The sequence below is a fragment of the Dyella psychrodurans genome (genome assembly GCF_003363265.1).
GTDB lineage: Bacteria > Pseudomonadota > Gammaproteobacteria > Xanthomonadales > Rhodanobacteraceae > Dyella_B > Dyella_B psychrodurans.
The window spans coordinates 239,860-260,386 of the sequence record NZ_QRBF01000007.1; the positions used below are offsets into that span (position 1 = coordinate 239,860).

General features: G+C 62.6%; 21 protein-coding genes. 13 read left to right on the top strand and 8 right to left on the bottom strand.

Features of this window, described 5'->3' with window-relative positions:
* The first annotated feature begins 19 nt into the window (after positions 1–19).
* The 4 genes from DWU99_RS17710 to DWU99_RS17725 are packed head-to-tail and all read left to right on the top strand — an operon-like array spanning position 20 to position 2,363.
* Entirely contained in the window at positions 20–679 is a 660-nt protein-coding gene (locus tag DWU99_RS17710; protein WP_115479401.1) for an energy transducer TonB, read from the top strand.
* 47 nt (positions 680–726) lie between these two features.
* Entirely contained in the window at positions 727–1,503 is a 777-nt protein-coding gene (locus DWU99_RS17715; RefSeq protein WP_199535850.1) for a MotA/TolQ/ExbB proton channel family protein, read from the top strand.
* A gap of 11 nt (positions 1,504–1,514) precedes the next feature.
* A complete protein-coding gene (locus tag DWU99_RS17720) occupies positions 1,515–1,937 on the top strand; it encodes an ExbD/TolR family protein (protein WP_115479402.1) in 423 nt (140 codons plus the stop codon).
* Positions 1,938–1,943: 6 nt separating this feature from the next.
* The gene (locus tag DWU99_RS17725) at positions 1,944–2,363 is read left to right on the top strand and encodes an ExbD/TolR family protein (protein WP_115479403.1); all 420 of its coding nucleotides are present in this window, start codon (positions 1,944–1,946) and stop codon (positions 2,361–2,363) included.
* A gap of 135 nt (positions 2,364–2,498) precedes the next feature.
* Here DWU99_RS17725 and DWU99_RS17730 read toward each other — a convergent pair whose 3' ends face one another.
* The 4 genes from DWU99_RS17730 to DWU99_RS17745 form a co-directional block, all read right to left on the bottom strand.
* Positions 2,499–3,242 carry a pyridoxine 5'-phosphate synthase gene (locus tag DWU99_RS17730; RefSeq protein WP_115479404.1) on the bottom strand — a complete coding sequence of 248 codons (744 nt, stop codon included), beginning with the start codon at positions 3,240–3,242 and terminating at the stop codon, positions 2,499–2,501.
* Between the two features lie 44 nt (positions 3,243–3,286).
* Positions 3,287–3,928, bottom strand: coding sequence for a 4'-phosphopantetheinyl transferase family protein (locus DWU99_RS17735; protein WP_115479405.1), 642 nt, complete (start codon positions 3,926–3,928; stop codon positions 3,287–3,289).
* A 68-nt stretch (positions 3,929–3,996) separates the two neighbouring features.
* Entirely contained in the window at positions 3,997–5,937 is a 1,941-nt protein-coding gene (acs, locus tag DWU99_RS17740; protein ID WP_115479406.1) for an acetate--CoA ligase, read from the bottom strand.
* Positions 5,938–6,070: 133 nt separating this feature from the next.
* On the bottom strand, positions 6,071–6,292 hold the full coding sequence (locus DWU99_RS17745) for a hypothetical protein (protein ID WP_115479407.1): 222 nt from the start codon (positions 6,290–6,292) through the stop codon (positions 6,071–6,073).
* A gap of 138 nt (positions 6,293–6,430) precedes the next feature.
* On the opposite strand from DWU99_RS17745, the gene DWU99_RS17750 reads away from it, so the two are divergent.
* Positions 6,431–8,641, top strand: coding sequence for a hypothetical protein (locus DWU99_RS17750; protein WP_115479408.1), 2,211 nt, complete (start codon positions 6,431–6,433; stop codon positions 8,639–8,641).
* A 41-nt stretch (positions 8,642–8,682) separates the two neighbouring features.
* Positions 8,683–9,765, top strand: coding sequence for a PA0069 family radical SAM protein (locus tag DWU99_RS17755; protein WP_115479409.1), 1,083 nt, complete (start codon positions 8,683–8,685; stop codon positions 9,763–9,765).
* A 79-nt stretch (positions 9,766–9,844) separates the two neighbouring features.
* Here DWU99_RS17755 and DWU99_RS17760 read toward each other — a convergent pair whose 3' ends face one another.
* From DWU99_RS17760 to DWU99_RS17775, 4 genes are all read right to left on the bottom strand, one after another.
* On the bottom strand, positions 9,845–11,899 hold the full coding sequence (locus DWU99_RS17760; RefSeq protein ID WP_115479410.1) for a S9 family peptidase: 2,055 nt from the start codon (positions 11,897–11,899) through the stop codon (positions 9,845–9,847).
* A 97-nt stretch (positions 11,900–11,996) separates the two neighbouring features.
* Positions 11,997–13,478, bottom strand: a complete 1,482-nt coding sequence (locus tag DWU99_RS17765) for a hypothetical protein (protein ID WP_115479411.1) — start codon at positions 13,476–13,478, stop codon at positions 11,997–11,999.
* Positions 13,475–14,377, bottom strand: coding sequence for an ABC transporter ATP-binding protein (locus DWU99_RS17770; protein WP_115479412.1), 903 nt, complete (start codon positions 14,375–14,377; stop codon positions 13,475–13,477). The genes DWU99_RS17765 and DWU99_RS17770 overlap by 4 nt, the downstream gene beginning before the upstream one ends.
* Complete coding sequence (locus DWU99_RS17775; RefSeq protein WP_115479413.1) at positions 14,378–14,761, bottom strand: GntR family transcriptional regulator; 384 nt, start codon at positions 14,759–14,761, stop codon at positions 14,378–14,380.
* Between the two features lie 100 nt (positions 14,762–14,861).
* Here DWU99_RS17775 and xth point away from each other — a divergent pair, with 100 nt between their 5' ends.
* The 7 genes from xth to DWU99_RS17810 all read left to right on the top strand — a co-directional run bounded on the left by xth (position 14,862) and on the right by DWU99_RS17810 (position 20,523).
* A complete protein-coding gene (gene xth / locus DWU99_RS17780) occupies positions 14,862–15,641 on the top strand; it encodes an exodeoxyribonuclease III (RefSeq protein ID WP_115479414.1) in 780 nt (259 codons plus the stop codon).
* A complete protein-coding gene (locus DWU99_RS17785; protein ID WP_115479415.1) occupies positions 15,641–16,324 on the top strand; it encodes a YecA/YgfB family protein in 684 nt (227 codons plus the stop codon). Before xth ends, DWU99_RS17785 begins: the two co-directional genes overlap by 1 nt.
* Positions 16,325–16,419: 95 nt before the next feature.
* A complete protein-coding gene (locus DWU99_RS17790; protein ID WP_115479416.1) occupies positions 16,420–17,253 on the top strand; it encodes a pirin family protein in 834 nt (277 codons plus the stop codon).
* Positions 17,254–17,506: 253 nt separating this feature from the next.
* Complete coding sequence (locus DWU99_RS17795; protein WP_115479417.1) at positions 17,507–17,965, top strand: SPFH domain-containing protein; 459 nt, start codon at positions 17,507–17,509, stop codon at positions 17,963–17,965.
* A gap of 155 nt (positions 17,966–18,120) precedes the next feature.
* A complete protein-coding gene (gene rsmG, locus DWU99_RS17800; RefSeq protein WP_115479418.1) occupies positions 18,121–18,759 on the top strand; it encodes a 16S rRNA (guanine(527)-N(7))-methyltransferase RsmG in 639 nt (212 codons plus the stop codon).
* 40 nt (positions 18,760–18,799) lie between these two features.
* The gene (locus DWU99_RS17805) at positions 18,800–19,651 is read left to right on the top strand and encodes a ParA family protein (protein ID WP_115479419.1); all 852 of its coding nucleotides are present in this window, start codon (positions 18,800–18,802) and stop codon (positions 19,649–19,651) included.
* A 2-nt stretch (positions 19,652–19,653) separates the two neighbouring features.
* Positions 19,654–20,523 (top strand): ParB/RepB/Spo0J family partition protein, encoded by an 870-nt coding sequence (locus DWU99_RS17810; protein WP_199535851.1) that lies wholly within the window; start codon positions 19,654–19,656, stop codon positions 20,521–20,523.
* The last annotated feature ends 4 nt before the right edge of the window (positions 20,524–20,527 follow it).

Here is a 20,527-nt window from a genome sequence, read left to right on the forward strand (position 1 = left end):
TCCTGATTGAAAGCGACAGATGGCCTCAAGTAACGAAGAAACCGGCGTAAAGCCGTTCAGTTGGGGGCGGACATGGGCGCTGGCAGTTGCCATCGCGCTGCACGCGTTTGCTTTCCTGATACTGATCGCGCCGATGGCGCCCCCGAAAACGGCGGAAGTTCAGAAAGAGAAGATCGTGCAGGTGAACTTCATCGAACCACCGCCGCCGCCACCTCCACCTCCGCCGCCGCCGCCGGAACCGCCGAAGCAGCCGCCGCCGAAGATCATCAAGCAGGTGATCCCGCCGCCGACGCCGCCGCCTCCGGCACCGCCGCCGGCTGTGGAAGAACAATCCACCAATGCCGTGGCTTCGCCGCCGCCAGCACCGCCAGCTCCACCGGCGCCGCCGGCAGACATCACGGCCAGCCAGGACATCAGCTACAACAGCCGCATTACGCCGAAGTATCCGCCGCAGGCGATCCGCCAACGGCATGAGGGTACGGTGACGCTGCTGATTTTGGTGGGTGTCGATGGCACGCCGAAGGACATCAAGGTCGAACAGTCCAGCGGCTTCCGCGAGCTTGATCGTGCGGCAATTGAAACGGCACAGAAGTGGCGCTTCAATGCTGAAATGAAAAACGGTAAACCGGTTGAAGGTTACGTACGCGTTCCCGTCAACTTCAATCTCAATCAGCTGTAATACCAATTACAGTTACAGTTCACGCTTGACTTCCAAGGGTAGCGTTTATGTTCCAACAGACTCCTGCTCCGTCCAATGCCGCTCCGGCTCTGGGTGGCAACGCCAATGCAATGGCGATGCAACAAATGGGTTTCCACGACCTGCTCACCAACTTCGACTTCCTGGGTTGGATCGTGTTCGTGGTGCTCGTGGTGATGTCGTTCACCTCGTGGTACTTCATCATCGCCAACGCGATTCGCAACTCGATGGTCCGCGGCCGCGCCGACGGCGTGATCAATGGCTTCTGGTCGAATAACTCGACGCAAGACGCCATCCGTGAGCTGGAAGCCCAGCCCAAGGGCGAACCCTTCTCGAAGATCGCTCTCGATGCGGCTTCGGCTGTGGCTCACCACCAGCAGGCTTCCGCCGGCGGTGGTCGCCTTGCCGAATCGCTGAGCCGTTCGGAATTCATCGACCGCGCTCTGCGCCAGGCCGTCGCTCGCGAAAGCCTGCGCCTCGAAGGCGGTATGACACTGCTCGCGACGGTCGGTTCGTCCGCACCGTTCATCGGTCTGCTCGGTACGGTATGGGGCATCTATCACGCCCTGATCCGCATCGCCGCATCCGGTAACGCGTCGATGGAAGCAGTGGCCGGTCCGGTGGGTGAAGCTCTGATCATGACCGCGTTCGGTCTGTTCACCGCTATCCCGGCCGTGCTTGCCTACAACTTCTTCACTCGTTCGAACCGCCTGACCTATGCTCGCTTCGACGAATTCGCGCATGACCTGCACGACTTCTTCGCTACCGGTGCACGCGTCGAAGGCTCTGCTCCGTCTCAGAAGTGAGGGATTGACCCATGGCGATGAGTTCCGGAAACGAATCCGGCTCGCCGATGTCGGAAATCAACGTCACGCCGCTCGTCGACGTGATGTTGGTGCTGCTGATCATCTTCATGATCACGGCACCCCTGATGTCGCACCGGATTACGGTGAAGCTGCCGACGGCAAACCCCAAGACTGCCGATGAAGCGCCGAAGGCTGAGCCGATTGATCTGGCCATCAAGGACGATGGCAGCATGTACCTCAACGACAGCCAGCAGCCGATCACCGATGCCGAGCTGAAGTCTAAATTCTTGGTCTATGCAGCACTGACTCCGCAGCCCGAGCTGCAGATTCGCGCCGCCAAGGACACCGAATTCAGGACGGTCCGCAAGGTGCTTGGTGAAGCCAAGGACTCGGGCATGGTCCACGTCGGTTTCATGACGACCGGCAAGGAGTGACGAGCCATGGCATTTAGTACTGGAAGTGGCAAGGGCCCGATGGCCGACATCAACGTCACGCCGCTCGTCGACGTGATGTTGGTGCTGCTGATCATCTTCATGATCACGGCACCGATCATGACCCACAAGATCAAGATCGACCTGCCGCAGCCGAATCCGAACGTGATTCCACCATCGAATCCGCCGGAGCCGGTGCACTTGAAGATCGACCAGTCGGGTGCGTTCTACTGGAACGATACCCCGGTGGACGAAGCCCAGCTGAAAACGCAGATCGCGGTCATTGCAACCAAGGCTGACGCCGATCAGCCGGAAGTGCAGATCGATGCGGCCGACGAAGTGTCTTACCAGGTGGTCGCCCGCGTGCTGGCCGATGCGAAGAGCTACGGCCTGAACAAGATCGGCTTCACCGATAGTAATGGTCAGTAATAACGGCGGCGATTGAACCGGAGCAATTCAGTCGCCACGTGGCGTTACCCGCAAAAACCCCCGCGTAAGCGGGGGTTTTTGTTTCTACTCGGTCGATGCGTTTATCTGTATAGCCGTCCAAACAAGTGAAGCGATTTAGCGCAATATCTGCAGATAGTTGCGCACCGTGGTGGCGAGTCCTTCGTAAAGCGCCTCACCGATCAACGCATGTCCGATCGACACTTCTGCCAAACCGGGAATGGCGACACGAAACGTCCCAAGATTGGCCTGGCTGAGATCGTGCCCGGCGTTGACGGCCAATCCAGCCTGCTGCGCACGGCGTGCGGTGTCGACGCACAAGGCGAGTTGTTCACCCGCATCACCTTCCGCAAAAGCCTCGGCATAGGGGCCGGTATAGATTTCGACACGCTGAACGCCGATCGCGATGGCGTGCTCGAAACCAGTGGCGCCGGGATCGACAAACAGACTCACACGGCATCCTAAATCGCGCAATTCCGCTACTAACGGACGAAGGCCTTCCGCATCGTTGGCCAAATCAAATCCATGATCGGAAGTAATCTGCCCGTCGCTATCGGGCACCAGCGTGACTTGGGTCGGTCGCACTTCGCGCGCCAGGGCAATCAGGCCTGGATACTCTCCACGTGGCGCAGCGAACGGGTTGCCCTCGATGTTGTATTCCACGCGTCCCCGCAACAGCGCAGCCAGTGTGCGGACATCGCTGGGCCGTACATGCCGCAGGTCGGGGCGTGGATGAACGGTGATGCCGCCACAACCGGCTTCGATGCAGGTCACCGCCGCACGCGAGATATCCGGCTCGTGCCCGCCGCGCGAATTGCGCAGTACTGCGATCTTGTTGAGATTGACGCTAAGCAGGGTCATGGATCGGCAGGAAAATAGCTCGTGGGTCGCACACAGTGCGCCGTTCAAGAGTCGTCGGCAAGTGTCCACAGTTGAATGGCGCGCGGCGGACCGCGCCAGGCCACGCCGGCGGCATAATCCGCACCGACATCGAGGCGATGCAATTGCCACTGCGATGCGTCGTCGCCATCCAGCCAGAGCAGCTCACCAGGAGGTGTCGCGTTCACGTGCAGACGATCGAGACCGAAGGCCAGGCCACGACCTAAAGCCTTCAGCACCGCCTCTTTGCCGGTCCAAAGTTCCAGAAAGGCATGTTCGCGCCGTTTCTCTTCCAGCATGGACAATGCTGCGGTTTCGCTGCCATGAAAAAAGCGCTCGGCCAGTGCCATGGCACGAGGCCGCGGCCGAATGCGTTCGATGTCGATGCCCGGCCTGACGTCGCGCGCGACGGCGATCAACGCCCTATCCACGCTATGTGACCAGTTGAATTGCAAAAGCTGGTTCCAGGGCGATACAAGTTCAGGTCGCCCATGCTCGTCATCGACGAAAGCGACGGCATCCACCGGCAGACCCAGATAAACACCTAGCAACGCACGCAAGGGTTCACGCAACAGCGCGCGACGATACGCGAGTTGCCATACATGGATACTCTCGTTGCCCAAGCCTGCGGCAATACTCGCGATGTCGTGGCCGAGGGTGGTTCGCATTCCTAGATGCTGCCGGAATGCCACTGCCGGTTACAAGCGCAGCGGCGTTCCGATGGTGATGTCCGATATCAGCGGATCAGACGTTCTTCGACCAGGTTCTTCACCACGCCCGGATCGGCGAGCGTTGAAATGTCGCCAAGCTGATCTGGCTGGTTCTCGCCGATCTTGCGCAGAATGCGGCGCATGATCTTGCCCGAGCGCGTCTTCGGAAGACCCGGCGCCCACTGGATGTAATCGGGCGTGGCGATCGGGCCGATCTCCTTGCGCACCCACGCGACCAGCTCCTTGCGCAAATCGTCGCTGCCCTGTTCGCCGACGACGAGCGTGACGTACGCATAAATGCCCTGGCCCTTGATCTCGTGCGGGCAACCCACCACCGCCGCCTCGGCCACCTTGGGATGCGAGACGAGTGCGCTTTCCACTTCGGCGGTGCCGATGCGATGGCCCGAGACGTTGATGACGTCATCCACGCGACCCGTGATCCAGTAATAACCGTCCTCATCGCGACGAACGCCGTCGCCCGTGAAGTAGTTGCCCGGATACGCCTTGAAATACGTGTCGATGAAACGCTGATGATCGCCGTAAACCGTGCGCATCTGGCCGGGCCAGGAATCGGCGATCAGCAAATTGCCTTCGGCTGGGCCGTCGAGCACCGCGCCGCCGGCGTCGACCACCGCGGGTTTGATGCCGAAGAACGGCAACGTGGCCGAGCCCGGTTTGGTGGCGATGGCGCCCGCGAGCGGCGTGATGAGAATGCCGCCGGTCTCCGTTTGCCACCATGTGTCCACGATCGGGCAACGTTCGTCGCCCACCACGCGGTGATACCACTCCCAGGCTTCCGGATTGATCGGTTCGCCCACCGAACCCAACAGGCGAAGGCTGGCGCGCGAACACTTCTTCACCGGGGCCTCGCCTTCGCGCATCAGTGCGCGAATCGCGGTCGGCGCGGTGTAGAACAAGCTCACCTTGTGCTTGTCCACGACCTGCCAGAACCGGCTGAAATCCGGGTAGTTGGGCACGCCGTCGAACATTACGGTCGTTGCGCCATTGGCGAGCGGCCCGTAGACCACATAGCTGTGACCGGTCACCCAGCCCACATCGGCCGTGCACCAGTACACATCGTCCTCACGCAGATCGAACACCATTTCGTGCGTAAGGCTGGCGTAGACGAGATAACCGCCGGATGTATGCAAGACACCTTTCGGCTTGCCGGTCGAGCCGGAGGTGTAGAGAATGAACAGCGGATGCTCGGCCTCCAGCGGCTCCGGCGGACAATCGGCCGATTGCCCTTCCATCAGCGCGTGGTAATAACGATCGCGCGGCGATTGCATCGGCACCGCCGAGCCGGTGCGACGCACGACCACCACCGTCTCCACGCTGTTCGTGCCGGGACGCTCAAGCGCCGCGTCCACATTCGTCTTCAGCGGAATCTTCTTGCCGCCACGCACGCCCTCGTCGGCGGTCACCACCAGCTTGGCGGCGGAATCGGCGATGCGGCCCGCCAACGAATCCGGTGAAAATCCGCCGAACACCACCGAATGAACCGCACCGATGCGCGCGCACGCCAGCATGGCGACGGCTGCCTCAGGCACCATGGGCATGTAGATCGCCACGCGATCACCCTTGCTCACACCCAGATGCTTGAGCGTGTTGGCGAACTTGCAAACTTCCGCGTGCAGTTCACGATAACTGATGCGCCGCGACTCGTTCGGATCATCGCCCTCGAAGATGATGGCCGTCTTGTCGCCGCGCGTGGCCAGGTGGCGATCCAGACAGTTGGCCGACACGTTGAGCTGGCCATCGTCGTACCAGCGGATGTGCAGGTCCTTCGGATCGAAGGAAACGTCGCGGATGCGAGTGGGCTTCTTGATCCACTCGAGTCGTTCGCCGATGCGCCCCCAAAAACCCTCGGGATCTTTCACGGACTCGGCGTAGAGCCGTTCGTAATCGTCTTTGCGCAGACGTGCCTTGGCGGCGAACGCGGGATCAACCGGATAGATCTTGGACATGTTTGCCTCCTGCTCACCGGTTCGCCGGGAGCGCACTCAGTGGAAACCGCGCGACATCTGCGTTGCTGGCGTCGGCCATCAACGTTCGAGTGTAGCGTTTAGGTGGCTAAACCGCCAAAGTTGCAGTGCAGCATCATGCCTGGGGAGGCTTGTTGGAATCGTGTGAATGACGCATCAGCTCGACCCGCAAGTCGGGCTGCGCGTTTGCTTCGATGCGTGCCTGCGCGAAGGCCAGGGTCGTGGCGATCGCGCCGATGATGCCAAGCAGCAACCACACCATCATCGCACCGGCGCCATGGCGTGTGAAGCACAGTCCCCATGACAGCAAGGTTGCAATCAGCCATAACCAACGCATGACGAGCCCCTCTCTCCAACGCGCGCTCGGGACATCATACCCTCGCGCTGCGCGCGGAAATGCGATGTCTTGCACCGGCCCGATGCCGTGCTGCCCTTAATATAAAGAGCGACCAAGCGGCGCCGGAGAAGCAGATCGATGGCTGATCAGATTTCGTCCACATCCTTCTGGCGGCGGTTGTGGGCCGGCGTCCTCAAGGGCGTCGAATGGCTCGCCATCGTGCTGGATCATGCCAAACCGATCCGCGTGTCGCTGCTGGTGCTGGCGTTCGCCACCGTGGTGATCAGCAACGTCGACCAGGCCACGGAGCTCTTCCTGATTGCGATGTGGGCGGATCCCAGCGGCACCCGCTACGTTTCTCTGCTGGCTACCGCCGCGATGACGGGTATGGCGGTCTGGTATACCGCCTACAACGCCTATCGACTGACCTACCCACGCTGGCCGGCGCTGCAGGATCCACGCGCCGCGCCGCTGCGCCGATGGATTCCGAAAGTGCTGGGCGCCGCCGTGCCCATGCTGCTGCTATTGGGCTATGCGCTGGCGCTGCGCGACACTCCCCAAGCCACCTGCAGCACCATCGAACAGTGCCACCGCCGCGACCTGCGCGCCGCGGGCCTTCTTATCGAAGCCGTCGTGATGATCGTGCTGTTCATCGGGCATCAATGGGTCGTGAAGGCGCGTCTGGTTGCCGCCGGCTATCCAAGAACCGCAGCCGTCGAGCCACGAGCGCAGTCCATCACCGTACTCGGCACGGTGCCATTGAGTATCTTCATTGCGGTCCTGATCCTCAACGTGCTGATCACGGGGCTCGTGGTGGTCCAGCCACGTCAGTTCGACGGCATGGGTTCGCTGGCGGTGCTGCTGATCACAAGTAGCTTCTTCTGCATGAGCGGCGGATTTCTGTGCATGCTCGCCGACCGCCGCGGTTTGCCGCTGATCAGTCTCCTGATGCTGACGGCCGCGGCGCTCCACGCACTGCATCTGAACGACAACCATCGCGTACGCCAATATCCGTCGATGAGCACGCACCAACGCCCCGCCGCATCGTCGCCGGACCATCGCCCGGATTTCGACGCCTATGCGCGCGCATGGCTGGATAGCCGTTGCGTACCGCAACGCGCCTGCCCCGTCATTGTGGTATCGACCGAGGGAGGCGGCCTGCGCAGCGCAGCGTGGACCGCGATGGTGTTGAGCCAATTCACAGCGATGATCGATCAGTCGTCGCCGCCGAACGGCAGTGAGCCGCTGTTCGAGCGTTATCTGTTTGCGGGAAGTGGCGTTTCCGGCGGAAGCCTTGGGCTGGCAACTTATGTGACGAGCCTGCAGGTCGAGCCGCGCACGGGCCTATCCGCGCAAGTACGCAGCAAAAACATCCTGAACCATGATTTCCTCGCCCCGGTGATGGCCAATGCGTGGTTTGTCGACTTCACGCAACGCTGGCTGCCCGGCGCCCTGTTCGACGACCGCGGACGCGCACTGACGCGTGCATGGGAACAAGCGGCACAGGCAGAGGCGATCACTTCATGGTCGCAACCCTTTGCAAGCTTGTATGAACATCCGGATGGCAGCGTGAACATCGACGTGCCGGCACTGTTCTTCAACAGCACCACCGTGGGCCAGGGATGGCGCTTCGTGCAGGACCCGTTCCGGCCGTTTACGAGCAGTCCGTGGACCACGGCCTACGACGGTTCGCGTTGGCTCGATCCCCGCGCGCCACTCAGCGAGACGATCCTCAACAGTGCACGATTCACCTACCTGAGCCCAGCCGGCACACTGCAGACGGCCACCTCGTCCAACGCCCCTTCACCGCCACTGCCCACATTACAACTCGTCGACGGAGGCTATTTCGAAAACTCCGGTACGACAACATTGCGTGAGATCATGCAACGCCTGCGTACGATCGCAGCACAGCAGAACCAGCCGCTGCGCTTCATCGTGCTACATATCAGCAACGATCCGAGCCTGCACGATTTCGTCGATGAGCACGATCCGAATCGGCCACTACCACTGTACTCGGCCGCATGCCCTCGCGTGCCGCGTCCCACCGAACGCGCAAGCTACGGCGACGTGACGGCACCGGCGGTGGCATTGCTGGATACGAGAGAAGCTCGCGGCGAATTCGCCCGTGCCGAATTGCTTTCGTCGCTCCATATCGATGCGGGCACTACCGATGCCGGCGATGTGCTTTGGCATATGCGTCTGTGCCCGGGGAACTATCCGCTTCCGCTCGGCTGGACCATTTCGCCGCCCGTCTTTGACGAAATGCGGCGGCAGCTCGAAAAAAACTATCCATTGCCTGCCATGGCAACCTGGCTCGACCAACAACTGCGCGATGCCGCACAACCGTGAGTGTCGCACCGGTTGAGATCGCCGGCGCGCATGATGGCCCGATGGCTGAGCAGACCAACGCAATCAAAGGCCGCGGCGCCGCGGCCAATCCCGAAGGGCGCTTCGAGACCATCCGGCATCACGCCGAAGACGACGGCTGGCAGCAGGCCGTGTTGGATGAAGACGCGCCGCGTCCGCGCACGGAAGTCACCGAGGAATGCGCACGCAGCGTCATCACGCATAACGACTCGCCCGATATCTATTTCAGCCAGGCGATGAATCCATATCGTGGCTGCGAACATGGCTGCATCTATTGCTTCGCCAGGCCGACGCATAGCTATCTCAATCTTTCGCCGGGTCTGGATTTCGAAACGAAGTTGCGCGCCAAGAGCAACTTCGCCGAAGTATTGCGCGCGGACCTGGCAAAACCGAGCTACGTGGTCAGTCCGATCAACATCGGCAGCAACACCGATCCTTATCAGCCGATCGAAAAGCGATGGCGCCTGACGCGTGCCGCGCTGGAGGTGCTTGCCGAATGCCATCACCCTTGCACCATCGTTACCAAGAACGCACTGGTAGAACGCGATCTGGACATTCTTGCGCCGATGGCGCGCGACCGGCTGGTGCAGGTCTTCGTATCCGTGAATTCGCTGGACAACCATCTGGCAGCGAAACTCGAACCACGGGCCAGCGCGCCGCACCGGCGCGTAAAGACGATCCGCACCTTGGCTGAAGCGGGCGTGCCGGTGGGCGTGCTGGTGGCGCCGATCATTCCCGCGCTGAATGATCGCGACATGGAAGCAGTGATCGAACAGGCCGCGGAGGCAGGCGCTTCTTGCGCCGGATATACCGTGCTGCGTCTACCGTTCGAATTGAAAGCGCTGTTTCGCGAATGGCTCACGCTGCATGCACCACAACGCGCTGATCACGTCATGAGCCTCGTGCAGCAGATGAACAAGGGGCGCGATTACGACAGCAACTTCGCTACGCGCATGCGTGGGCAGGGTGTCTTCGCGGAGCTGCTCCGCCGTCGTTTCGAGATTGCGTGCCGGCGATATCATCTCGGCCGCGCACGCGAACTGGTGCTGGATACCTCGCGCTTCGTGCCGCCGCGCAAGTTATCGCCACAAGGTGAGCTGTTTTAGCTTTCCATCATCGCCTGGTGCGGAAACATCAGTCGTCATTCCGGCCTTGGCCGGAATGACGACGAGGCAAGGACACGCACTATTCGCTAGGCGGCAGATACCTCTCGAACCAGTTCAACGCACGCTGCAGAACATCGCGCTGGTTCGCCGGGTTGTAGAAGTGATGTCCTTCGTTCGGATACACCACGAGCGACGTCGGCACATTCAGCGCACGCAAGGCATGCCAGTATTCAAAAGACTGCGGTGCAGGACATTCCGCATCGCGTTCGCCGACGACGATCAGCGTGGGTGTTTTGACATGCTTGATGAAGTTGATCGCCGAACTCTTGGCATACACGGCGGGATCGTCATACACGGATGCGCCGAAGAACGGAATCATCCACTGGTCGATCAGGTTCTGTCCGTAATAGCTCTGCCAGTTGGCGATGCCTGCACCGGCGACCACGGCACGGAAGCGTTGCGTCTGTGTCGGCGCGAACATGCTCATGAAACCACCATAGCTCCAGCCGGTCAGGCCGAGGCGATGATCGTCGACCGGCACCATCTTCTCCACCGCATCCACGCCCGCAAGCGTGTCGCGCAGATCGCCGTAACCGAAATCCTTGCGGTTGGCCTGCACGAACGCCTCGCCTTCGCCGAAGCTGCCGCGCGGGTTGGTCATGAAGACGAAATAGCCGAGCGTGGAAAACGGCGCTGCGCCGTAACCTACCGACGGCCAATGCGGAATGTCTGCTGCCGACGGACCGCCATGTACATTGACGATCATCGGATAGTGCTTGCTCGGGTCGTAGTTGGCCGGATAAAGCAGCCAACCCTGCACATGGAAACCTTCGTTGTTCCACTCTACCGAACGAGCCTTGCCCCAGCTCGGTTTCTGATCGGCGTTGATCGCGGTGACGGCCTTCGGCATCTGGTTGTCGACGGCTCCGGCATAAACTTCCGGCGCCACGTCGAAAGACGACTGATCAAAGGCGACCTGCTTGTGATCGGCGGAGAACGAGAGCGCCAACAACGCGGTACCGTCGCTGACGAAACCCGGCGCGACGAACAACACGCGCTGCTGCTGCGCGCTGTCGGCGTGTACGGCGTATTCGGCCAGCTCTGCCTTGCCGTTGTCGACCTGCATCACCAGCATCGATTGCGGCGAACTCCAGCTCAGCCACGACGGCGTGACATGGATGCCGGGCGTGAGATTCACGGGCGCGCCACCACTGGCCGAAACGCTGTAGATATCGCCGCCGGTGGAACCCTGGTCGCTCATCAGGCCACCGATGAAGGCGATGCGCGAACCATCCGGCGACCAGCGTGGCAACGCGATCTGCAAGCCATGCAATGGGCCGCTCACGGTGTGTGGATCGACAAGTGCGGTACGCGTCGCACCCGGTTGCACTGCCTGCACATACAGCTGCGCAATCCACCAGTTGTTATCACCCGGAGCCGGCGCGGCGACGTAAGCGACGCGCTGGCTGTCCGGCGCCCAGCTGAATTCGTAAACGTAGCTGTCCGCGGGCGTGACCTCTTGCGGGGTGCCGCCTTGCGCGGGCAGCGTGGCGACACGCTGCACCTCGATACCTTCCACGCCGATCTCGCCCGTCTGCGGTTTCGCGGCCGCCAATGCACTGGCGCGTCGCGTTGCGCCTTCCACGTAAAGGAACGCCAGCGTCTTGCCGTCGGCCGACCAGCTCAGGGCATGCGCGTAGCCATTGAGGCTCGACAGGTGCACGGGTTTGTCTTGCGATTGCGTGTCGAGCACATAGATGTCCGGCTGCTTGCTGCCGCCCATCCCCGTGCGCGAACTGGCGCAATTGGAGAAAAACGCCAGATGTCGCGAATCCGGTGCCCAGGCCAGGCCGTTCTCGCTGCATGCGCCCGGCTTGCTGGCCAGCCCGACGCTGTGCGCCTGCTGACCGTTGGCGTCGGCCAGCACGATGCCGGGCTTGCCGTTGGTCTCGACCACCCACGCGAGCTGATGGCCATCCGGCGAAAGCGCTACCTCGCCGATGTCGCGGACTTTGCCGAGCTGGGTAAGCAGGGCATCGATGCGCGGATCAGTCGCGCGGTGCGTATCGGCGACGGCAAGTGGGGAAACAAGGGCTGCCAGCAACGGCAGCAACAGGCGGGCGGGTTTGAGCATGGCAGTGATTTCCGCAAATTACCGGGGAAATCCCTACGCTAGCAGCTGATGCCCGCGCTGCCCATGTGCAGGACGGCACCTTACCCCGCGAGCGCGCTCAATTCGGCAGAAACGGGTGCGGGCGCCGCTGCAAGCCGCGCCAGCCACGCTGACCGATCCAAGCCAGAGCGCCGATCAGAACGACCCACGCAGCCATGAGCATGATGCGTGGAAGCATGCCGACGACCGGCGCGGCGCTGAAAAACGGCATGCAGACATTGTCGAATCCGATCAGGGTAAAGCAGGCCGCCGCGACCGCAGCCACGCTCCCTATCGGTAGCGAACGCCCGCCGACATACGCCAGCGCGAACGCCGCTACGAAGCCGCTGCCGGCAACCTGGCCGAGCAGCAGAATGCAAAGACTTGCGCTGTCCACATGTTTCGCGAATGCCGTCAGCACCAGCACCACGGTGAGGACGAACTGGATGCCAAGTACGCGTCCCAGACTCGCACCCAACAGATGCCGGATGAGGACGGAACCCCGACCCAATCCCGGCAAAAGCGCGAGCAGCGGCAGCTCCGCATTCGTCTTGCTCCAGCGCTGATGCAGCAGCAGCACGACAACCAGACTCAAGCCTGCACCGCCGAATCCGCCCAGCCACACCCAGGCACCCAACGTCAGCGAATGCTCCAGTGCGATGAAAACGCGCAGGACACGATATCCATAGGCGATCTTCAGCAGCATGATCACTGCAGCCAACGGCACGAGCACGACGAACCATTGCCGGCAAATGCTTCCCCACGTCTTGGGCAATAACCATCCGCCGAGCGCAATGCGCAGACTGTGCCGCGGATAGGTTGGCCCGCTCTTGCGCAACTCGGCGACAGGCTGCATCCACTGCGGTTGCGATCGGATCTGCCGCGCGACGTCGTAGGAACGACCCCAGTTGCTCCAGCCACTCCAACCGACCTGGGTGGTGCCGCGCGTGTACAGCACCATCGGTTTGGCGAAGCTTCCTCGATAGGGATCCGCGGCGCGCACGTGATGCCACCAGCAAACACGGCAGATGACGATCAAGAACGCGACGATGGCCCAAATGATCTCCAGCCCCGGGACGCTCAAGTCCGGGAGAGCAACATACTGCCTCAGCAGGCTGATCAACAGCGGCGACAACCCCATGACGACGGCGAAATAGCGCGGCAGCAGGCCCAGGCTGAGCCCAAGCATCAACCCCAATGTCGCGACAGCCACGACCGTCGCCACATTGACGCCCACCACACCAAGAACGGTGGACGGTGCGGCTACAAGCACGGCGCCGTAGAAAACCAATCCAGCCATGATGGAGCGCTGCATCCGCGGCACGCGCATTTGCCGCGCATCGATAGCCATCAGAAGAAACGGCGACAACAACAGCATGCCAACGAAGAACTCTCCGTAGCCGATCGTTACGGCAGCTCCCAGCGATGCATTCGGCGTATGCCAGTGCACTGCTATGTACACCGCCCCGGCGAGCAACGCCGCCAGAATGCCAAGCATGATTCGGCGCATCCCCGGCACCGTGGTGCGCCAAGGCATCAGCAGCATCGGCATCGCGTTCATTCGGCGATCTCCACGAACAGATCTTCCAGGCCAAGCGCATCAATGCGCGCACCGGGAAGCGTGGCCGCTTCCGGCCAGTGGCCTTGCGCATCGCGCTCGACAATCAGGCTGAGGCTGCCGTCTTCATTGCGGCGCTTGCTGAGGCTTTGCGCAGGCGCCGCAGCCGTCATCTTCGCGGGGATCCACAAGCGACCGTAGCGCTCCTTGGTGTCGTCCACACCACAACGCAGCAGCAGTTTGCCGTTGTGCAGAAACGCGACTTCCGACGCGACGCGTTCCAGATCCGACACGATGTGCGTCGAAAACAACACCGTCGTCCCCGACTCGCCGGCGCGCAGCGCCAGCTCGCGCAACAGTTCGCGACGCGCGACGGGATCGAGCGCAGCCGCCGGTTCGTCCAGCACCAGCACCAGCAATTGCGGTTGCGATGCAAGCGCGCGAATCAGATCCACGCGCTGGCGTTCGCCCGGCGACAGTTTGGCCAGCAGCTTGTTGGGTTGAATCTTCCAGCGTTCCAGCATCGTTTTCGCAAAGGGCGCATCCCAGCGCGGATAGAAACGCCCCACGAAATCGAGCATTTGCGCTGCCGTCAGCCACGCCAGAGCTTCCGGCTGCTGCGGCACGTAAGCGATGCGCGACTTTGCACTGTCGCTGAGCTTCAGCGCAGGCTCGCCGAACACGAAGGCGGAACCGGACAGCGGCTCGAGCAGGCCGAGCATGGCGCGGATCAGCGTGGACTTGCCTGCACCGTTGCGGCCGATCAAGCCGAGCACGCTGCCGGGCGTGAGTCCGAGATCCACCCCGTCAAGCACGTTTTGGCCTTCGTAGCCGTGCACGAGCTGCCGCGCGACCAGCGGCGCATCGAGGGTGTTGGTGACTTCCTGAAGTACGGCGTTCATTCAATCCCCCAGCAGTTTGGCCAGCCGGCGCAAGACGGGGTCGGCGGGCAGTTCCAGTTCGTTGACGTGGCGCGCGAGTTCCTGCAGTTGCGCTTCGAGCAGTGCCAGGCGCTGGCTTTCGCTCTGGATCGGCTTGCGCGTCGCCGCCACCACCATCCCCTTGCCGCGCATGCGTTCGAGCAGGCCCTCGGCTTCGGCCATGCCGTAGGCGCGCGAGACGGTCATCGGGTTGATCGCATGGAAACCCGCCACGTCGCGCACCGACGGCAGCAGTTCCCCGGCCAGCAGCTGCCCGCTGGCGATCAGCCGGCGCAGCTGCTCGACGATCTGCCGATAGATCGGCTCGGGCGCGTTCGGTTGAATGGTGAGTAGTGAGGCATCCATGTGTATTAATACAACAATACACTAGCTCCAAAGTCAAGCATGACCTGCGGGAGGGTCTCGTTATCGGGAACCGGTAACCTGCATCCCTTACAATCCGCCCATGAAAATCGCCTCATGGAATGTGAATTCGCTGAAAGTGCGCATCCCGCACCTCACGCAATGGCTGGCCGACGCACAACCGGACGTGGTGGCGCTGCAGGAAACCAAGCTCGAAGACGCGAAATTCCCCGTCGATGAACTGACCGCGGCCGGTTACCACGCGGTGTACTCCGGGCAGAAGACCTACAACGGCGTGGCGATCCTGGCGCGCAACAACGGCGAGCTGAAGTTCGACGATGTCGTGACCGATATCCCCGGCCTGGACGATCCGCAGCGGCGCATCCTGGCCGCCACCGTCGGCGGCGTGCGCGTGGTCGATCTCTACGTGGTCAACGGCAAGGCCGTGGGCGACGAAAAGTACGAATACAAGCTGCATTGGCTGGAGCGGGTGCGCGCGTTCCTGGAACAGGAAATCAAGCGCCATCCCAGGCTCGTAGTGCTGGGCGACTTCAACATCGCGCCGGACAGCCGCGACGTCTACGACCCGGACAGCTGGGGCGAGGAAGTCCTGTGTTCGCCACCCGAGCGGGCGGCTTTGAAGGACATCACGGAACTGGGCCTAAACGATAGCTTTCGGATGTTTGAACAGGATGGCGGCCATTACAGTTGGTGGGACTACCGGCAAGGTGCGTTCCGGCGCAACATGGGGTTGCGCATCGACTTGATCCTGCTGGGCGATGCCCTGAAATCGTCGGTAAAGGCCGCTGCCATCGACCGCGAACCGCGCCGCTGGGAGCGACCCTCCGACCACACCCCGGTCACCGTGGACCTGGATATCTGATGACGACAAGCAATACCAAGACCGATTGGCCCAGTTCGCTCAACGACAGCGAGCTGGACGAGCTGGACGCCTACCTGCGCGCGCACGCCCAGGAAGGACATTTGCTGCTCGACGGCGTGCACGGCCTGCTCTCCGCCATCGCGGTAGGGCCCATGCGCGTGCTGCCCGACGAATGGCTGCCCGAAGTGCTGCACGAACCCTTCGCCGACGAAAACGAAGGCAACCGCGTGCTGGCGCTGCTGGCCAAACTCAACGATTCCATCAGCGCCGAACTCGACGTCGACGCCTACGAGCCGATCCTCGGCGAAGTGGATACCGAAGCCGGCCCCGCGCTGTCGGCGGCGGGCTGGTGCGAAGGTTTCAGCCGCGGTATCGATCTGCGCGCAGTGCTGTGGGAAAAGCGCCTTGCCGACGATCCGCCGCTGATGGAAATGCTGGGCCCCGTGATGGCTCTCGCCGTCGACGAAGGCATCCTCAGCGCCGAAGCGGAATTCGAAAAGCTCAGCGAAGACGAGTACGACGATTGCCTCGCGCAGCTGCCCGCCGTGCTCTCGGCGGTGAACCACTACTGGTTCCAGCATCCGGCCACGGAGGCCGAACTCGACGCGCTCAATCATGAGAGCGAGACGAAGAACGAACAGCCGCCGCCGCCGCGCCAGCGCAGCGGGCATTGGGTGCATTAGCAAACCGGGAAACAGTCCGTTCGTATCGCCCTACTTGGGCGATACGCGTCGCGCAACCATCATGGGCGCCAGTTCTCTTTCACTGGAGCCAAGCCATGACCGAGCGCAGCATCCTTCGCCGCATTCGCGGCACCGACACCTCCGACGGCGCGGGCGTCAAGCTCAAGCGCATCATCGGCCAGCCGGGTCTGGACATGGTCGATCCCTTCCTGCTGCTGGACGAATTCCGTTCCGACCAGGCAGGCGACTACATCGCCGGTTTTCCGGAACACCCGCATCGCGGCTTCGAAACGGTGACCTACATGCTCGCCGGCCACATGCAGCATGGCGACAACAAGGGCAACCGTGGCGATCTCGCGCCCGGCAGCGTGCAATGGATGACCGCTGGCCGCGGCATCCTGCATTCGGAAATGCCGCAGCAGGAAAACGGCCTGATGTGGGGCTTCCAGCTGTGGGTGAACCTGCCGGCCAAGGACAAGATGACCGAGCCGCGCTACCAGGACATCGCTCCCGATCGCATTCCGGTGGTCCATCCGGCCAACGGGGTGACCGTCAAGGTCATTGCCGGCACGCTGGGTGACGCTACGGGTCCGGTTTCGGGCATCGTGACCGCGCCCGTCTACCTCGATATTGCCGTCGAACCCGGCGCGGGCCTGGAAATTCCCTTGCCCGAAGGCCACCACGCTTTCGCTTACGTGTTCGATGGAAGCGATGCCCAAGTCGCCGGCGAGAAGCTTCTGCGCAGCGAATTGGCCGTCCTCTCCAAGGGCACCAGCGTGCGCGTCACGGGTCGCGAGACCCCAGCCCGTGTGCTTCTGGTGGCCGGTCAGCCACTACATGAGCCGGTCACGCGCTATGGACCGTTCGTGATGAACACCCCGGAGCAGATCCACGAAGCCATCGCCGATTTCCGCGCCGGCAAGTTCTAAGCCGTTTCCCGACCTCGCACTTCAGCTAACCCCTCGCCCTGCCGATAGAAATACCGGCGGGGCGATGTGTTTTGGGGTACCGGCTGGCACGGACGATGCTTCGAATTTGTCAGCAAATCGTTAGTGCTTAATCGTTGCGAAACCGCTGGTTCTGCCGTTAAATTAGGATTAATCCATGGGCCTTCATGGGCCTGTAGAATAAAGCCTCGTGAAAATTTCAGAAAGCCAACCTAACTAGCTGTTTTAAAAGAACATGACCCTCCTGACGACCACTTTCCTCCTTGCAGTACTCGCCCTGGTGGCGGCTGCGGTGAAGCGTGTGCCGGCAGGACAGGTTCACAGCGTGTATCGCCACGGAAAGCCGGTACGCCTGCTGCAGCCCGGCACCCATGTCGTGCTGCCGCTGCTGGATCGCGTCGGGCATCGCATCGATCTGGGTGGCCGCATGCTGCGCTTCGATGCGTCCTCGGCCGTCACGCAGCCGCTGCTGGGCACGGTGTACTGGCAGGTGCTCGAACCCGAGCGCGCCGATGCCGTGATCGAGCAGGCCGACCAGCTGATCCGCGATGGCGTGATAAGCGCCCTGCACGCCGATACAGATGCCGCCCGTGACGAGCGCCGTGAAGTGGCCGCACGTCTGAAGTGCAACCTCAACAAGCATCTGCGCGAACGCGGCGTGATGGTGACGCGCGTGGAGCTGGAAGCCGCTTGATTCACAGGAAACTGGCCAGGTCGCCCTAAAAGAAGCACCGGCACAGGGGAATCCTGAAAGTATCGACCCGCTACGGCGGGTCTTCTTTTTTCCGGCGCTGGCGCCCGACGCAATCGATCCGGATACTGACCGACCACCGCCTCCATGGAATGCCAATGACTGCCCGCGCCGCCCTGCAAACCAAGCTCGAACAGGGCATCGATGCGCTCGGTCTGCAGCTGCCTTCCGATGCGGTGGGCCGCCTGCTCGATTACCTCGCGTTGCTGGGGCGCTGGAACGCGGCGTACAACCTCACCGCCATCCGCGATCCGGACGAGATGGTGATACGCCATCTGCTCGATTCGCTCGCCGTGCTGCCGTATGTGCAAGGCGACACGCTGGCCGACCTCGGCACCGGTCCCGGTCTCCCCGGCATTCCGCTGGCCATCGCCGCACCCGGGCGGCGCGTGCTGCTGGTCGATTCCAACGGCAAAAAGGTGCGCTTCCTGCGCGAGGCGATCCGCTCGCTGAAGCTGGAAGGCGTGCAGGCCGTGCAATCGCGCGTGGAAGACGTGGAAGGCCAGTTCGACTGCGTCACCGCGCGCGCCTTCGCCAGCCTGGCCGACATGCTCACGTGGGGCGGGCACCTGCTGGCGCCCCAGGGCATCTGGCTGGCGATGAAGGGTAAAACGCCCGACGATGAACTGCCCGGCGTCCCGTCCGCATTCCAGGTCCGCTCGATTCACGCCCTGACCGTGCCCGGATTGGGGGCGGCGGAGCGTCATCTCATCGTGCTCGGCCGGGCGGGCTGCTAATCTAGCCGTCCTTTCGAACACGCACGGTACCGGACGAGACATGGCCCGTATCATCGCTGTCGCCAACCAGAAAGGTGGCGTCGGCAAAACCACTACTGCTGTCAATCTCGCCGCGGCGCTCGCTGCGGCGAAGCGCAAAGTGCTGCTGGTCGATCTCGATCCGCAGGGCAACGCGACCATGGCATCGGGCGTGAACAAACACGAGGCATCGCCCAGCGGCTGCGAAGTGCTGCTCGGCGAAGCGCCCATCGGCGAGGCCATCGTCAGCACCGAAGCGCACTACGACCTGCTGCCCGGCAACGGCGATCTCACCGCCGCGGAACTGAAGTTGATGGATGCGCTCGCGCGCGAAAATCGATTGAAGGAACAGCTGGCGAAAGTCGCCGACAAGTACGACACCATCCTGGTCGACTGTCCGCCCACGCTGCATCTGCTCACCGTCAACGCACTCACCGCCGCCACCAGCCTGCTGATTCCCGTGCAGTGCGAATACTTCGCGCTGGAAGGCCTTTCCAGTTTGCTCGACACGGTGAAAGCGGTGCGCCAGCATTTGAATCCGCAGCTGGAAATCGAAGGCCTGCTGCGCACCATGTACGACGTGCGCAACAACCTCGGCAACGAAGTGTCCGCGCAGCTCACGCAGCATTTCGGCGACAAGGTGCTGCGCTCGATCATTCCGCGCAACGTGCGCCTGGCCGAAGCACCCAGCCACGGTCAGCCCATCCATCTCTACGACCGCAGCTCGCGCGGCGCCATCGCCTACATCGGACTCGCCGGCGAAATCATTCGCCGCGAGCGCGGCTCGCAGGCCGCCGTGGCCGCCTTGCACGCGATGCACGGCGACACGCCCGAGGCATCGATGGAAGCCTCGGCACATATTGATCAGGAGTAAGCATGTCGGCTGCTAAGAAGCGTGGATTGGGACGCGGGCTCGATGCCCTGCTCGGCGGCGGAGACACCGGCACGCCGTCGGTGGTCGAACAGGAAGGCGAGCTGCGCACGCTGCCGATCCAGCACATCCAGCCCGGCAAATACCAGCCGCGCCGCCACTGGAACGATGAAGCGCTGGACGAACTGGCCGCCTCGATCCGCGCGCAAGGTTTGATCCAACCGGTGGTCGTTCGCGCCATCGGCAAGAACAGCTACGAGCTGATCGCCGGCGAACGTCGCTGGCGCGCCGCGCAACGCGCGCAGCTCAGCGAGATTCCCGCACTGGTGAAAGACGTGCCGGAAGTCGCCGTGCCGGCGATGGCGCTGATCGAAAACATCCAGCGCCAGGACCTCACGCCGCTGGAAGAAGCCGACGCCATCAAGCGCCTGATCGACGACTTCGACCTCACGCACCAGCAGGCCGCCGACGCCGTGGGCCGCTCGCGCGCGGCCGTCTCCAACATGCTTCGCCTGATCGACCTGCCGGCCTCCATCAAGCGCCTGCTCGACGACAGCAAACTGGAAATGGGCCACGCCCGCTGCCTGCTCACCTTGCCCGAATACCAGGCCGAATCCCTGGCGCTGGAGGCCGCGCGCCACAGCTGGAGCGTGCGCGAACTCGAGGACGCCGCCCGCAAGGCGCAGACCGCGCCCAAGGGCAAGGCCAAGAGCGCGCCGGCGCGCGACCCGAATATCGACGCCCTGGAGCGCGAGCTGGCCGAGCGCTTTGCCACCAAGGTGGAAGTGGCCCATGGCCGCGGCGGCCGCGGCAAGCTGGTCATCCACTACCACAGCAACGACGAGCTGGAAGGCATCCTGGGCAAGATGCGCTGAAACC